General features: G+C 46.4%; 14 protein-coding genes. 5 read left to right on the plus strand and 9 right to left on the minus strand.

Going from position 1 to position 14,607, the window contains the following annotated elements; genetic code table 11:
* Nucleotides 1–237 precede the first annotated feature (237 nt).
* Nucleotides 238–1,629 carry an aldehyde dehydrogenase gene (locus FJQ58_RS07000; RefSeq protein WP_139991704.1) on the plus strand — a complete coding sequence of 464 codons (1,392 nt, stop codon included), beginning with the start codon at nucleotides 238–240 and terminating at the stop codon, nucleotides 1,627–1,629.
* 204 nt (nucleotides 1,630–1,833) lie between these two features.
* Entirely contained in the window at nucleotides 1,834–2,340 is a 507-nt protein-coding gene (locus FJQ58_RS07005; RefSeq protein WP_139991705.1) for a DUF2062 domain-containing protein, read from the plus strand.
* A gap of 86 nt (nucleotides 2,341–2,426) precedes the next feature.
* Here the strand turns inward: FJQ58_RS07005 and FJQ58_RS07010 are convergent, their stop codons facing one another.
* The 8 genes from FJQ58_RS07010 to FJQ58_RS07045 all read right to left on the minus strand — a co-directional run bounded on the left by FJQ58_RS07010 (nucleotide 2,427) and on the right by FJQ58_RS07045 (nucleotide 10,692).
* Complete coding sequence (locus FJQ58_RS07010; RefSeq protein WP_202915228.1) at nucleotides 2,427–2,906, minus strand: heme-degrading domain-containing protein; 480 nt, start codon at nucleotides 2,904–2,906, stop codon at nucleotides 2,427–2,429.
* Between the two features lie 57 nt (nucleotides 2,907–2,963).
* Nucleotides 2,964–3,614 carry an SGNH/GDSL hydrolase family protein gene (locus FJQ58_RS07015; protein WP_139991706.1) on the minus strand — a complete coding sequence of 217 codons (651 nt, stop codon included), beginning with the start codon at nucleotides 3,612–3,614 and terminating at the stop codon, nucleotides 2,964–2,966.
* A gap of 136 nt (nucleotides 3,615–3,750) precedes the next feature.
* Nucleotides 3,751–4,563 carry an undecaprenyl-diphosphate phosphatase gene (locus FJQ58_RS07020; RefSeq protein ID WP_139991707.1) on the minus strand — a complete coding sequence of 271 codons (813 nt, stop codon included), beginning with the start codon at nucleotides 4,561–4,563 and terminating at the stop codon, nucleotides 3,751–3,753.
* Between the two features lie 173 nt (nucleotides 4,564–4,736).
* On the minus strand, nucleotides 4,737–5,357 hold the full coding sequence (locus FJQ58_RS07025; protein WP_139991708.1) for an NAD(P)H-dependent oxidoreductase: 621 nt from the start codon (nucleotides 5,355–5,357) through the stop codon (nucleotides 4,737–4,739).
* A 36-nt stretch (nucleotides 5,358–5,393) separates the two neighbouring features.
* Entirely contained in the window at nucleotides 5,394–6,167 is a 774-nt protein-coding gene (locus tag FJQ58_RS07030; protein ID WP_139991709.1) for a pirin family protein, read from the minus strand.
* A complete protein-coding gene (locus FJQ58_RS07035; RefSeq protein WP_139991710.1) occupies nucleotides 6,164–6,631 on the minus strand; it encodes a MarR family winged helix-turn-helix transcriptional regulator in 468 nt (155 codons plus the stop codon). Before FJQ58_RS07035 ends, FJQ58_RS07030 begins: the two co-directional genes overlap by 4 nt.
* Nucleotides 6,632–6,850: 219 nt before the next feature.
* Nucleotides 6,851–10,174, minus strand: a complete 3,324-nt coding sequence (locus FJQ58_RS07040; RefSeq protein ID WP_162341359.1) for an NEAT domain-containing protein — start codon at nucleotides 10,172–10,174, stop codon at nucleotides 6,851–6,853.
* 128 nt (nucleotides 10,175–10,302) lie between these two features.
* Nucleotides 10,303–10,692, minus strand: a complete 390-nt coding sequence (locus tag FJQ58_RS07045) for a hypothetical protein (protein ID WP_139991712.1) — start codon at nucleotides 10,690–10,692, stop codon at nucleotides 10,303–10,305.
* A gap of 667 nt (nucleotides 10,693–11,359) precedes the next feature.
* Between FJQ58_RS07045 and FJQ58_RS07050 the strand changes: the two genes are divergently transcribed.
* The 3 genes from FJQ58_RS07050 to FJQ58_RS07060 all read left to right on the plus strand — a co-directional run bounded on the left by FJQ58_RS07050 (nucleotide 11,360) and on the right by FJQ58_RS07060 (nucleotide 13,508).
* Nucleotides 11,360–11,947 (plus strand): TetR/AcrR family transcriptional regulator, encoded by a 588-nt coding sequence (locus FJQ58_RS07050; protein ID WP_139991713.1) that lies wholly within the window; start codon nucleotides 11,360–11,362, stop codon nucleotides 11,945–11,947.
* A 64-nt stretch (nucleotides 11,948–12,011) separates the two neighbouring features.
* A complete protein-coding gene (locus tag FJQ58_RS07055; RefSeq protein WP_139991714.1) occupies nucleotides 12,012–12,659 on the plus strand; it encodes a DUF2306 domain-containing protein in 648 nt (215 codons plus the stop codon).
* An 84-nt stretch (nucleotides 12,660–12,743) separates the two neighbouring features.
* Nucleotides 12,744–13,508, plus strand: coding sequence for an exodeoxyribonuclease III (locus FJQ58_RS07060; protein ID WP_139991731.1), 765 nt, complete (start codon nucleotides 12,744–12,746; stop codon nucleotides 13,506–13,508).
* A gap of 82 nt (nucleotides 13,509–13,590) precedes the next feature.
* Here the strand turns inward: FJQ58_RS07060 and murI are convergent, their stop codons facing one another.
* On the minus strand, nucleotides 13,591–14,388 hold the full coding sequence (gene murI, locus FJQ58_RS07065) for a glutamate racemase (RefSeq protein WP_139991715.1): 798 nt from the start codon (nucleotides 14,386–14,388) through the stop codon (nucleotides 13,591–13,593).
* Nucleotides 14,389–14,607: the final 219 nt, after the last annotated feature.

Raw genomic sequence — 14,607 nt, forward strand, 5'->3', positions numbered from 1 at the left:
TTATCGACTCCGAAAGAATAACTCACCACTGCCATCGCCCTCGAAGGCATCACGGAGCTGCTCGCAAGCGGCGGCCAGCATCTTTTTCCTATTTGATAGGCCCGTGCACTTACAAACCGTCTGCTGGCACAGCGATCATAATTTCTGTAAATATGACGATAATGCGTTAATAACGGGCTAGAATAGAAGTTGGTAACACAACCTGTTAAGATATGGTTAATGCGAGGAGGGTTCGGCATGAGCGAATACAGCAAAGAAGCCATAGATCATATTGTGCAGCATCAGAAGAGCTACTTCAGTCAAGGACATACGATGGATGTTCATTTCCGTATCAAGCAGCTTAGCTTGCTCATGGAAACGATCAAGCGTCATGAGAAGGAAATTAGCGATGCTCTATATCAAGATTTGCGCAAAAGCGAATTAGAAACGTATATGACGGAGATAGCGATCACGACAAGCAGTATCCGCCATATGCTAAAGCAGCTCAAGAAATGGATGAAACCCGAGAAGGTACGAACTCCCTTCTATCTTTTTCCGGCAACGAGCCGCATTTATAGAGAACCGTATGGAACCGTGTTAATCATCGGTCCGTTCAACTACCCATTCCAGCTCGTCATCGAGCCGTTAATCGGTGCCATAGCGGCAGGCAACTGTGCCATTGTGAAGCCTTCGGAGAGCACGCCTCATCTATCTGCCCTTATCACTAAAATAATCAGCGAAGCCTTTGATCCATCCTATATATGCGTCATTGAAGGAGAAAGGGAAACGACATCCCTGCTCATCCATGCGCCGGTTGATTATATTTTTTTCACGGGGAGTACCGAGGTGGGCAAAATCGTCATGCAGGCCGCTGCGAAAAACCTTGTTCCTGTCACGCTGGAGCTAGGCGGAAAAAGCCCCGTCATCGTTGATGCGCAAGCGAATCTGGAGCTCGCAGCTAAACGAATCATTTGGGGAAAGCTCCTGAATACCGGACAAACCTGCATCTCGCCGGATTATGTACTGGCCCATGCCAGCATCAAGGAACCGTTAATCCAGAAAATGAAAGAAACCATTCAAGGCTTCTACGGCTCCGATATTCAGCACAACAACGATTATGCCCGGATCGTCAACCAGCGCCAGTTCGACCGGCTTGCCTCCATTCTGGAACGCGATCAAGCCCAGATCGTGTTCGGCGGGACAACCGATCGGGCTGATCTCTATATTGAACCGACCCTGCTCGCAGGCAGTACCTGGGAAAGCGCAGCGATGCAGGAAGAGATTTTTGGCCCCCTATTGCCCATTCTCGAATACCAGGACCTTCACGAGGCGATTAGCGCCATTAACGCTCGTCCCAAGCCGCTCTCCCTTTACTTGTTCACCGAGGACGCAGCGATAGAGAAACAAGTGCTGAATCAAGTTTCCTTCGGCGGCGGCTGCATTAACGATACGATTATGCATGTGTCTAACCCATCGCTGCCATTCGGCGGCGTTGGCCATTCAGGCGTCGGGGCCTATCATGGAAAACACAGCTTCGATCTTTTTTCCCACAAAAAAAGCATCTTAAAGAAGAGCACCAAAATCGAATTCGGACTTGTTTTTCCACCGTATGCAGGCAAGCTCGACAGAATTAAAAAGCTGCTGAAATAATAAGCCTAAATGGCGAAAATGATCCCCCTAAAAAAACAATGCGAAGAACTGATGGATATAATTCTAGCCATCGGTTCTTCGCTTTTTTGCGGTATATCTACATTTCCCTCCACTTCTGTCCTCCCGGCCTATATTTAGACCCTTTTTTGGACAAAATCTGCTATTATAATACAATACATCAACTGAACAGAGGAACTGACACCTATGAAGCTGAAGCTCGTTCGAAAAATGAAGTATCACTTCCTTAAGCTGCTGCGAATTCGCAAATCAGACCATGTCGTTGCCATCGGCTTTATCGCCGGTTTCTTTCACTGCTGGTTTCCGACCTTCGGCATTGGCATGCTGCTCTCCATAGGTCTTGCTAGGCTGCTGCGAGGCAACCTTGTCGCTGCTGTCATATCCGGCTCGCTGGGCTCCTTCCTTTGGCCGTTTCTCTTTTTTCTCAACTACAAATCCGGATTTATTATTGAAAGCTTCTTTCATTCACCCAACTATGAGCTTGATGACGCTTTGGATGAACCCGTGCCGGATGCCGATTATTCAGAAGCGGCGGATCACTTTAACAGCTTCAGCGACATCGGACTCAACTTTTTAACCGGCTCGATCGTCAATAGCATTCTATTCTCTTTCATTGGCTATTTTGTACTTCGTTTTGTGCTAAAGCATTACCGTCTCCCCCTCCTTCGGAAGCTGAAGAGGAAAGTGGTTTGATACAGCACAGCTGAAAGTGAATACTCCGACATAAAAAAAGGCCGGGTCCTCCGATGGAGAAATTCCGGCCTTTTCTGCATATGAGCTTAGAATTGCAATAAGAAACGGCGAAGAACCGCAACAAGCAAATCATGGTCCTCTTGGTCCGGCAAGCCGGAAACGGTAACCGTACCGATCTGCCCTTCCCCCCGCACAAGCAGCGGAAATGCGCCACCCGCTCCAACATAATCAGCTAAGGGCAATCCGTGCTTCTCCTCCATCGTCGTTCCCTCACTGTGAAGACGGCAAGCGATGTGCCATGAACTTCTACCGAAATAATTGGCAGCATTATTTTTGCGCCTAATCCAGTCCTCGTTCTCAGCCGATGTTCCTTCCATCGCATGGAGAAACAAGCGCTGCCCCTTGCGGGTAACCTCCACTGTGATTCCCTGGCCGTTACGCTTTGCTTCCTCCACGATCGCGAAGCCAAGCTCCAGAGCCGTGTCGTTCGTAAAGGTTGGGAACCAGAGCTCCTGCTCCTCCTGCTCCATTTGCTGCAATCGTTGTTCCATCGATGGCGTCGTCATTTTTAATCTGGCTCCTCTTCGCTATAAATAGCTATCGGCTATGATTTTAAGCATATTTTAAATTTTCATTTCGCTTCCAAACACCTGATCCATCCATTGACGGGCAATCAGCTCATGGCCAGCGGCCGTTGGGTGAACGCCGTCCCATAACCAATAAGAAGCCTCCGCACGCGTACATGCTTCGTTGAATGCGGCTTGCAGCGGCACGAAAATAGCGCCGTACTGCTCTGCGAGCTGGCGAACTGTCTGCTGATACGCCGTTAAGCACTCCGACCAAGCCTCCCAATTGCTCGCAGGAGCGCCTGTATTTAAGATAAACGGCTCGCAAAGCACAAGCTTAGCCTGCGGCAATACTTCCTTCGTTTCCTCCAACACATGACGATAAGCACGCTCGAATCGATCCGTTACCCCGCTAGTCTCGCCGTTCACCGTTCTCCATGCATCATTTACACCAATCAGCATGCTGATTAAGGACGGCTGCAAACTGATAGCATCCTCATTCCATCTTGCATATAAATCCGAAGCACGGTTGCCGCTAATTCCGCGATTAATAATAAGAGGCTGCTGTTCCGCCTGCTCATAACCTAGTCTTGCCCCAATAATATAGGCATAGCTATGTCCCAATATATGATTCGGGTCATCACTTCTTCCTCTTGCTCCATCCGTTATTGAATCACCTTGAAATAAAATAACTGTTCTATCCGACATCCGATTCTCCCCTTTTTCCAATATCTTCTACGTTTATTATAGGTGAAAAAGCCAGATTTCGTATAGTCCATAATGAACAGGCCAGCACTTTCCCACTCGGAATGTGCTGGCCTGTATGGATGAGCTGCTTTTTAAATTATAGAAAAATAAGGAGCAATATTCCTGCTGCAAAGCAGTAATAAGCGAAATAAATCAAATTGCCTTTGGCCATGATGTTCATAAACCATTTCATTGCAAAATAGGTGACGACAAGCGTAGTCAGAAATGCAATGATGTACGGAATCGCTAAAGTTGAACGGTCAGGATCTCCCGCAATATCGGATATCCCCAGCACCAGACCGCCTAAGCTGATGGGGATATAGAGCATAAAGGAAAAGCGAAGCGCTGTATCCTGCTTCATGCCAACAGCGATGGACGTAATCACCGTTGAGCCTGACCGGCTAATGCCGGGAATAAGCGCAACGGCTTGCGCCAGCCCGACGATTAGCGCATCTTTGAATGACAAGTCGCCATCGCGCTTCCGTCCGCGCAAGTTGCGGATAAGCCAGAGGGCCACGCCCGTAACCAATAAGGAAACGGCCACCGTATGTACGTTTGAAAAGTAGGACTCGATTTGATCCTTAAACAATAATGCGATGATTACCGCAGGTATTGTGCCTACGACCACATAGGCCGCAAACATAAAATCTGCACGGTAGCTCTTCTCTCTCGTTTGGACAAACCGCAAGCTGCCCACAATGAGCCTCATAATATCCTTGCGGAAAATGAAGGAAATAGCGATCAGCGAGGCCGTATTGGTCAATATTTCAAAAGCCAAGCCTCTCTGCTCTATGCCTAATAGTTTTTGAGCGATAATCAGGTGACCGCTGGAGGATACGGGGATAGGCTCGGTTGCCCCCTGTACGATTCCAAGCAGCAGATACTTTAACCAAAGCAATAAGTCTGTCATTTCTTCTCCTCTCCTAAATCGATCTCTATGATCTATCATAGCGTACCGAGCGCATATAGCAAAGACCGGCAGCTTCTTCTAAGAAGAAGACTGCCGGTCTTTCAATTTTGTAACAACTAGAGATTGCAATCTTAAAAAAATCGCCGCTTGATGATATTCTTAGCCATTCGAGCTTACTCCTGGGCAAGCCCAAGCTTCACCCACTGAGCTACGTTAACCGTACGCTTCGCTTGGTATTCTACCGCTGCTTTGATGTCTTCAACCATTTTCCCGCTTTGTACGGTAACGCTCGTGCCATATGGATTGCCGCCGGCTTCGAAAGTAACCGGACTTGAGTAACCAGGCGCTGCCACGATAGCCCCCCAATGATACATGGAGGTATATAAGCTCAAAATGGTTTGTTCTTGCCCGCCATGGGCATTCTGTGCAGAAGTCATCCCGCTCACGACTTTATTCACTAGCTTTCCGTTAAACCATAAAGCTCCGGTCGAATCCAGAAACTGCTTCACAGGTCCTGGCATACCGCCAAAGCGGGATGGAATGCTGAACACGATAGCGTCTGCCCATTCCAAATCCTTATAAGTTACTTCCGGTATATGCGTCGTTGCCGCAACATGAGTTCTCCAAATCGGGTTCGCTTGAATCGCATCCTCCGTTGCCAGCTCGGGCGTTTTCAGTATTCTTACTTCGGCACCCGCTTGTCTGCCGCTCTCCGCAGCCCATTCGGCCATCTGATAATTTGTTCCTGTTACGCTATAATAAATAACGGCCAGATTAATGCTTTCATTTGACATTCTCTTCATCCCCTTAACATTTAATGACGCTTGGTTTTATCTTTGGTATAGTGGATAGTCTACTTGAGTAGGTAGCTGAATAGCAATGACCCGCAATTCGGATTGCTTACTGGCAAGCCGAATCGTCTCTGCGCGGTCAACCGACTCTATGACTGCAAAATCTTTATGGTCAAAAGATGCTACCCCTCCGGTCTCGGCCGGCATGCAAAGTTCACCGTTTCCTCTGATCGCTAGTGTAGCCATCGAATAACCTTCGGGAATCGTGTGTACATATTCGCTGTCCGGCTGAAGGACGATATCCCACATCCGTGCATTCGTCACCAGCTGAACCGGCGACCCTTCCCCTAAGATCGTTTTGACCTTAGCATTGCCAATGACAGTAACCGGAAAATCCTCTGCCATAAATTCATGGTAGGTTGGCACTCTTTTCACAGCTTCGCTCAGGTCGGTTTCAAACCAAATTTGGAATAACTCCGCATCAGGACCCGTAATTTTCTCGCGATGCGAGACACCCGAGCCTGTCTGCATCACCTGGGCCCCGCCCACGCCTACAGTACTCTCTGTTCCAAGCGTATCACCGTGCGCTACGAGTCCGTTCACCACATAGGTCATTATCTCAAAACCTTTATGCGGATGCAGTCCGATGCTTCCGCCTTCCTTCGCATGCGCCCATGCCCAATAAAACAATGGACCCACCCGTTTGACGGCTTCCTGCTCATGAGGAAACCCGATCGGCTTCTGCTCCGTAATCCTGCCTCCTTCAAACGAGCCGATCGCCTGCTGAAGCGGCGTATATACGTTTAATCTCATGACTTCGTCCCCTTTTCCGCCAGCGCTTCTGCGCCGAGGCCAATCGCCTTTAACCAGACAATAAGCTGTTCTTTATCTTCGTTGCTTATAAAAGCCAAGTTTTTTGCAATCACATCTGCATGCTTTGGAAATATATCATCGAACAGGGTTTGGCCTGTCTCGGTCAGCAGCACATTCGAGCCCCTTCGGTCTGTAGCGCTAGGCTCGCGCCTTACATATCCCTTCTTCTCAAGCTTGTCCACAACGTATGTGATGCTGCCGCTCGGAATATCGAATTTTTCGCTTATTTTCTGAATAGGCTGAGGCCCTTTGCTGTAGAGCAGTTCGAGAATCATAAAATGCTCCTGCCTAATGCCATGGCTCTCCATATCTTTCCGCACATTATTGCTAACGGCTTGTGAGGCTTTGAACCAAACGCGGAAAAGCCTAAGGTCAAGCTGCCCTTGTTCATCAGCATGATACATTTTTTTGCCCCCTTACTACACATATCTTAATTTCAAAAATTCTACTATTAGGATACTTATATCCTATCATTAGGATAAATAGTTGTCAAATCCTTTTATATAACTGCTAAGGCACTGGCGCCTTCGTTCTCTTGACCGGGCACTTCACTCCCATTTATATCAAAAAAACCGGGACCTCCTATACGGAAGATCCCGGTTGACCAGCTTCAAACGCGCTGACTACAGCTTCTCAAGCACTCTTAAAATAAGAGTCAGTGCTTCTGCGCGAGTAGCGTTCGCGTTCGGATCGAATGTATTGTTCCCTTTGCCTTGAATGAGTCCAGCCTCAATCGCTGCGGCTGCCTCTTTTCTAGCCCAAGCCGGGAACTTATCCGCATCAGCGAAGGACAATACCGCGTCCTCCTTCGTTTCTAGCTTTGCCGCTCTCGCGATAATAACCGCAAGCTCGGCTCTTGTAATTTCATTGCCTGCCCTAAAGGTCTGGTCCTCATAACCGCCGATTAGGCCTGCTTGGACAGCACGCGTAACATGCTCCTGTGCCCATGTTGGAATTTGCGTATTGTCATTGAACTTTGTCGTTGTTGTACTGCCTGGCAGCTTCAATGCCCGGCTAATCAAAGCTGCAAATTCTGCGCGAGTAATGACGCCATTAGGATGGAATTTGCCATCTTCATAACCTTTGACAATGCCCAGTTTTAGAGCTTTCTCAATCGAAGCTTGCGCCCAGTGCCCTTGAATATCTTTAAAATCCGTAACGACAGGCTCATTCAGCTCTTCATTTTCTTTTTCGCCATCCTTTTCCTCGACCAGCTCCAAATCATCCGTTCCATTATAAGGACGAATGCTCGACTCATCAAACTTGAATTGGATGTTGTACTCGTGGAAGTAGCTCATTTCCGGCCAATCGATCTTCACCCAGCCATCCGTAATCTTGGACAGATCGCTCACAGCGAAAGAAACGACCCTTGTATTTTTTTCTGTATTTCTGCTTACCAACGCAACATTAGCGCCATTAAACTTTAATCCAGTAATTTCTTTATCCTGCTTAATGGACAAATGAATTTGTTTGCTGCTTCCGGATACGACCAATTTTGCCGTTGGGAAAATATACTCCTGCATGACGGAATCCTGCTCAGTACCGTATTTTAATACGCGAACTCCAATCACATACTGCCCATCGGCCAAACCTTGATTCGGTGCTGGTGTAGTTGTGGGATCAGGGAGAGTCGTTGTATTCTCCGCCGCTTTGAAAGCAGCAACAGCCGCCTGCAGCACCGTTACTGCCGCATCCGTCAGCTCTTGTGTTCCTGTAATTCGCACCGCTTCTGCGCTTGCTACCTGAATTGCGCTTTGCAGAACAACCTTCGCAGCTTCCGGATACTCGCCTTTCTTCGTTCCCACTACCGCAGCTTTATGAAGGGCTGTCGCTTCATTAATGGCAAGTACCAATACGGAATTGTTGACATTATTGAAATTCAAGCGGATGTCATGTGTCATTTCATAGTTTTGTTCCTTAACGACGACATGAACTTTAGCATTCACAAGTACCGACAAGTCATCGACCTTGAACTTTACGACGCGCGTATCAGCAGCTTTGTCTTCGCTAACAACGATAGACTCCTCGAATGCACCGCCTGTCTCCACTCGAATTGCTTCGACTTGAGAGCTCTTTTTCACGGTCACCGTCACATAGGTTGAACCGCCATTCGTACTGACAAGTGCCGGCTTCACAAAGTAATTGTCCATGGTCGAGAATTGTTCCTTATTCCAATAGATAGCAGAGAAATTGACTGTTGTTACTCCGGTTTCCTTAAAAGCTGCTACGGCTGCTTCCAAGTCCGATGTTTCAGCCGAGATTTGCTGCCTTGTAGAGGCTAGATTGCTTGATGATTCTTCTGCTGTTTGTATAGCTGATTGCAACTGAGCCTTCGCAGTTGAATACGCTTCTTCTGCTCCTTCTACAGCAACTAAGGTGTCATGCAGTTTCTGAGCATTCAGTGCCGCTTGTTTCAGCTGTTGAAGCTGCTCAGCATTGTAACTGATATAAACACCTTTAGTCTCGTCACCAGCTTTGTATCGTACATAAGAAAAGCCTTTCCAATTTTCATCGCCAGCCAACAGGTTACGGATAATGACCTGATACACTTTTTTCTGCTCACTTGAGCTTTTGGTTACTAAAAGCGCTTTATCTTTATTTCTTGTAAATAACAGATCATCTGTCTTCATGTCTCCGTCTTCGAGTGCTGAAGATTGCACGACCTCAGCAATCGCAGATCCTACGAACGAAAGGTTAGCACTTGTTCGGTTTTGGAGGCTCTCATTCGTAATCAATGTTGCTGTTCTCTCGATTTCACTGGCATTGGAGGATTCCACAGTTGTGGGTTCCAAAGAATCCAAAACATAGATTTTGGTTGGAGCGGAAGCAATATACTGTCTGGTCGGGAAATCTATATACCAGCCGTTTATTTTTTTTACTGCTGCGTCAACGGCCTCTTGTGATGCTCTCTCATTGTCAAATACTACTTTCGCAATCCTAATCTCTTCTTCAAAATTGCTTATTGCATTTTTAGCATATTCGCCCGGTGTAATCGTCGAGTAGAATGCACCCGGGTTGCCTTCAGCCTTTCCGAGTTCCTCTGACGAATCTGCTAGCTCCGTGGATAGCGTAATAAGCAGGTGAAGTGCTGATTTGTCCGCTGAAATAATCAAGGATTTGTATTGGTTTAACGCTGCTTGTAATTGTACATAAACCTCTTTCAGAAGAGCTGCATCTGAACCAGCTGCTGCCTTTTTGGTTTCAGCTAGCTCAATACTGTTATAGAATGACGTTTTGGAGCCTACGGGATAATCGCCATAAGATGTGCCTTCGTATGTGTTTTCGTAAACGGAACGTGACACCGAAATGAGCTCATTTACATTCTCAAGGGTAATCGGTTGATCCGTGCCGCCTCCGTTGTTTTCGCCATTATTTCCGCCACCGCCTTCTCCCTCTTCAGGAATCTGCGGAAGCGAGCTTGTATTCAAATGTAATTGTACGTTGTACCAGTGGTTATAGGTGAATCCAGGAATATCGGTAACTTCTACGTGCATAAGGATATCTTGTTTCTGGGACAGGTCATCAATAGCGATTTGAACGATCCAATTTCCCGTTCCGTTATTGGCCTGACGGTAAGTAACCGGCTCATAACCATCCTGGCCGTTAACTATGTAATTGGAGCCTGATGCGGTAATAACTGCCTTGCTGCTGCCTGCTTTGCGCGACCCAAGATAATGGAAATAAGCATAGTTCTTACTCGTGATTTCATGCTCGAACTTCGCTTTACCGTCTTGAATGATGAGCTTTCCTGCATTACCGGTTTGCATAAACCCATCCGCAGCCGATGCTGTTTCCGTATTATCCTTCCAATAATTGTAGCTCAGCGCATATTCGCCATCTGGTACCTTTGCATTTGTTGATTCAGCTGCGTAGCCCAATTGGAAAGATGTTAGCAGCAAGGCAAACGTAAGCAGCATAGCAAATGATTTTCTCAAATTCTTTTTCAACTGTTGGACACTCCTTTTTCGCTTCCTGTCTCTACCTAGAAAACCGACCGAAAAGCGGCTGAATAAATCAGGCCGCTTCTCCGTCATATGGTTTTGTTTAGGCAATCAGGTCGCTGTTATAATATGAATTATAGCCAGTCAATTTGCAGGTTGAATGTTGCATCGTGAACATCCTCGATGTAGACACGAAGCTCAACCGGAATATTCGTTACTACGTCAGCAACCGGGAATGTGAAAGTTGTATTGCCGCCAACAACTGCTCTTGTCGCATAAACGCCATTCACTTTCAAAGATGGGAAATAGTCGCCTGTAAGTGTAATCGTAGCTGTGGAGCCTGTTACGTCCGCAGGTCCGTTAATGAACGCACTTGAATGGACCGCAGTAAACGATGTTGCGCTGCCCGCTGAATCAAGGAAACGGTAGCTTTGTGTTGCGGCAAAAGCCGGAATAGCCATAACAAGCGCGAAGACCAAAGTCAAAAGCATCATTGGAACTAATTTTTTCATCGATTTTACCATTATTAAATACACTCCCTTATTTTGAGTTCATATTTTACTGATAAAAATAGTTCGATTACGCTAAGCGAGATAACTGTCCATTGCTAATTTCGACTTCACTCCCCCTCCCTAATGCGCAAGTATAGCCCACAGAAAAAGTAAGTATGTAGACAATGATAATCATTATCATCTTAGTTGCAAAAAAAATTTCCGTGGCCGAAGCACATGCCTGCAGGTGCAAGTAACATGCTCCCTCTCTTCAGAAAATCGATAACGTGTACATCGTCCATCGATAGCTTGATTTTATAGTTATACTCTAAATTATGTCAATCCAATTTCAGCTACTATTTATTTTTTAAATAGTAATTCCTGTCCGAATACTTCTTTTTAAGAATCCACTATTATTCATTTTAATATTTACTATTTCCTTTATTTTTAAAAAATAGTGAATAAACGTTTTTTATGTAAATAACAATTATTAGTTTTAAATGTATTAAACATTATTGATAACGATTATCATTATTAATTAAAGTTTTATTCTTGCTACACTTTGAATAAAAACATCTCTTAACCTTCCCCCTTTCTTACGTGGTATCCTTGCCCAAACTCCCGAATACCTATTGACATAAAAATACAGGATATAGTATTTTATATTCAAACACTGTTCAATAAAGGAGAACCAATCCATATGTCACCCAGAAAAGCAGTCGATCAGGAGCTAAGCCGCGAACGTATTTTAGATACGGCAAGAGAGCAGTTCTCGCAGCACGGCTATCGTGGTTTATCCATGCGTGGAATTGCCAAAGAGCTCGGCTATTCGCCTGGATCGCTTTATTATCACTTTCGAGAGAAGGCTGATTTGTTCAGCGCCATGGCAACTGAGGATTTTAACCGGCTTAACGAGCTGCTAACAACAACGATTGCCCAATCGCCAAGTCCTGGACGTGATCGGCTTCAGCTTATTTTTGTTAACTTTATTCGTTTCGGGCTGGAGAACAAGCGCTCCTTCGAGCTAATGTTTCTTATTCAGGAGCCTGAACTCGACTGTTACACGATGGGTCCTAAGATGGGCAGCTATGACCAATTTGCTGATGCCGTAAGAGCTTCGCTGCTAGTGATCAATGAAGAGCATGCCCGTAACGATAATATGATTTGGGTCCTGTTTCTCGCGCTCCATGGCTTCGTCAACTTCTATATTCCGGGCAGCCAATCCTTTGAGGAAGTGGCGGACTTAGCCGACATGCATGTGAATTTATTGCTTCGCGGTTTGGAATAATTTTTTTGTTCTTTAATTGAACAGTGATCAATAATTGATAAAAACAAAGGAGAGTGTCTTTACGATGAGAAACAAATTTCTTAGGGCGCTTGTATTTCTATTTTCTTTCGCAATTGCAGGCTATGCCGTTGTTCAATACGGTCTATTGGATGCCAGCAAGGCGGGGCTCGTAGCTTTTAAGCTGCAAAAGCCTGATTTTCAGCTTACTCCATGGGTCTACGTCCTTTATATTCACATAGCAACAGGCATACTTGCTCTTCTTATAGGACCGTTTCAAATTTTTATGAAGCAAACGAAGAAACGATCCCTTCTCCATAAACGGCTCGGCTATGTTTATGTTATTTCGATTACGATAAGCGGAATCGTTGGCATTTACCTCTCCTTTTTCGCTACGGGCGGCGCGGCTGCAGGCCTCGGCTTCCTTGCACTCGATGTGCTGTGGGTAGCAACGACTTGGACGGCCATACGGAAAATCATAGGCAAAAATGTGCAGGCACACCAAGCTTGGATGCTCCGCAGCTACGCCCTCACCTTCGCCGGGGTTACTCTTCGCCTCTGGCTCGCGCCTATGGCCATCCTATTTGGAGATTTTGAAGCTGGTTACCGCGTCGTAGCATGGCTTTGCTGGGTTCCAAATCTATTCATCATTGAAGCTATTATTCGTAATCTAGCATCCAGAACCCCCCAATCCCCTACCTTATTCAATTCGTGACGATTTCTATGTTAAACTAGCAAGAAGAAACGGCCTCGACGTTCTCTGCAAATAAACGATAGAAAAGCTGGGAGAATCAAGATGATCAAGCTGGTATCATGGAATGTGAATGGTTTAAGAGCCTGCGTCACCAAAGGCTTCAACGATTATTTTAAAGAAACGAATGCGGATATTTTTTGCCTGCAGGAGACGAAGCTGCAAGAAGGGCAAATTACGATGGAGCTTGGCGAGGAATATTCGCAGTACTGGAATTATGCGGTCAAAAAAGGGTATTCCGGCACCGCCATCTTTACCCGGATCAAACCGCTGTCTGTGCGTTACGGCCTCGAGGAGGATTCCGAGCCGGAAGGACGCGTGATCACACTCGAATTCGACAGCTTCTACCTTGTTAACGTTTATACGCCAAACGCCAAGCGAGACCTGTCGAGACTGGATTATCGGCTCGAATGGGAAAACCGCTTCCGCAGCTATCTGCTGGAGCTGGATGCGATAAAGCCCGTTCTTGTCTGCGGTGATCTGAACGTCGCCCATCAAGAGATCGATCTGAAGCATCCGAAGCCTAACTTAGGCAACTCCGGCTTTACGATTGAAGAACGCGGCAAGATGACGGAGCTGCTTAGCTCGGGTTTCATTGATACCTTTAGACATCTCTACCCGGAACGTGCGGACGTGTACAGCTGGTGGTCTTATATGCCGAAGGTGCGCGAGAGGAACGTCGGATGGCGAATTGATTATTTCTTGGCTTCAGCGAGACTGAGCCCCTTGGTCATTGATGCGCAAATTGATACCCATGTCATGGGCAGCGATCATTGCCCTGTCCTGCTCGCCATAGAAGAAATAGCTGGCTAGATTGCCCGGGTACACCGTCTAAAGAACAATAAAAGTCGAACAGCACTCCGTAGAGGGTTGTCCGGCTTTTTTTGGTTCCTACTTATGTGGAGAGCGTCTCCGAAACTGCATGCTGTTCAAGCAAAAGGGCAAGCGCCGTTTGCATTTTGTCCTTGTATGCAGGTTCGTTGCCTGTACACATAAAGTGCACATCCCCGCTACCGCCGCCTTCAGCAATGCCGTAACGGTTCAACAAAGCGGACAAACGCTTCACCGTACCCACATTGCCGTCCACGATCTCGATATGAGCCGGAAGCAGCTCCCTCAAAATATTTTTATAAAAAGGATAATGCGTACAGCCCAGCACGATAATACCGTATTGATCCAGATCATAGCTCGCGAGCTTCGCCCGAAAATATTCATTCATGATGAATTTATCGAATTGCAGAGATTCACAATAATGCACAAGCTCCGGCAAAGGAAGCGAATCCACGATCCCCATGTCATCTACACGGGAGACGAGCGCATAATATTTAGGCAATTGCAGCGTTAGCGGCGTCGCGAACACAAGCACTCTTTTGCCTGTCGCACGGTTCATCTCCACCGCAGGCTTGACCGCCGGCTCCATTCCAACAATGGGTAGCGAGTAACGCTCCCTTAGTTCTGTAATTGCTATACTGGTTGCCGTATTGCAAGCTACAACAAGGGCGTCAATTCCTTCACCCATCATCCTGGCGACCGACTCCAAAATATACGCTTTAACATCCGCCTCTGGCTTCGTGCCATAAGGAACATGCAGTGTATCTGCCATATAAAGAAAATCCTTATCAGGGAATCTTCTCAGCGCTTCCGCAAGCACGGTAAGCCCGCCAATCCCTGAATCAAAAAAGCCTATTCGCATGTCTCATCGATTCCTTACGTTTAGTGAAATAGAATTTCAGATAGAGCTATATCCATCTTAACTCATTCCCCTCTTTCATTAAAGCTTATAATTCTAATGCGAAGAAAAAAGCCCCTCATCCGAAAGTGAAGTGCACCCCTTAGAATAGACATTGGAAAAACCCCTTGGTTAATCCGATGAATTCTAAGGGGTGCATTTTTATGGCAATGAAGGGACAAA

This window comes from Paenibacillus paridis (assembly GCF_006345825.1).
GTDB lineage: Bacteria > Bacillota > Bacilli > Paenibacillales > Paenibacillaceae > Pristimantibacillus > Pristimantibacillus paridis.

Coding starts and splice junctions, on each gene's coding strand:
- FJQ58_RS07005 (WP_139991705.1), top strand. CDS start 1,834: ATGAAGCTGAAGCTCGTTCGAAAAATGAAGTATCACTTCCTTAAGCTG.
- FJQ58_RS07020 (WP_139991707.1), bottom strand. CDS start 4,563: ATGACAGACTTATTGCTTTGGTTAAAGTATCTGCTGCTTGGAATCGTA.
- FJQ58_RS07055 (WP_139991714.1), top strand. CDS start 12,012: ATGAGAAACAAATTTCTTAGGGCGCTTGTATTTCTATTTTCTTTCGCA.
- murI (WP_139991715.1), bottom strand. CDS start 14,388: ATGCGAATAGGCTTTTTTGATTCAGGGATTGGCGGGCTTACCGTGCTT.
- FJQ58_RS07000 (WP_139991704.1), top strand. CDS start 238: ATGAGCGAATACAGCAAAGAAGCCATAGATCATATTGTGCAGCATCAG.
- FJQ58_RS07015 (WP_139991706.1), bottom strand. CDS start 3,614: ATGTCGGATAGAACAGTTATTTTATTTCAAGGTGATTCAATAACGGAT.
- FJQ58_RS07050 (WP_139991713.1), top strand. CDS start 11,360: ATGTCACCCAGAAAAGCAGTCGATCAGGAGCTAAGCCGCGAACGTATT.
- FJQ58_RS07025 (WP_139991708.1), bottom strand. CDS start 5,357: ATGTCAAATGAAAGCATTAATCTGGCCGTTATTTATTATAGCGTAACA.
- FJQ58_RS07030 (WP_139991709.1), bottom strand. CDS start 6,167: ATGAGATTAAACGTATATACGCCGCTTCAGCAGGCGATCGGCTCGTTT.
- FJQ58_RS07045 (WP_139991712.1), bottom strand. CDS start 10,692: ATGGTAAAATCGATGAAAAAATTAGTTCCAATGATGCTTTTGACTTTG.
- FJQ58_RS07010 (WP_202915228.1), bottom strand. CDS start 2,906: ATGACGACGCCATCGATGGAACAACGATTGCAGCAAATGGAGCAGGAG.
- FJQ58_RS07035 (WP_139991710.1), bottom strand. CDS start 6,631: ATGTATCATGCTGATGAACAAGGGCAGCTTGACCTTAGGCTTTTCCGC.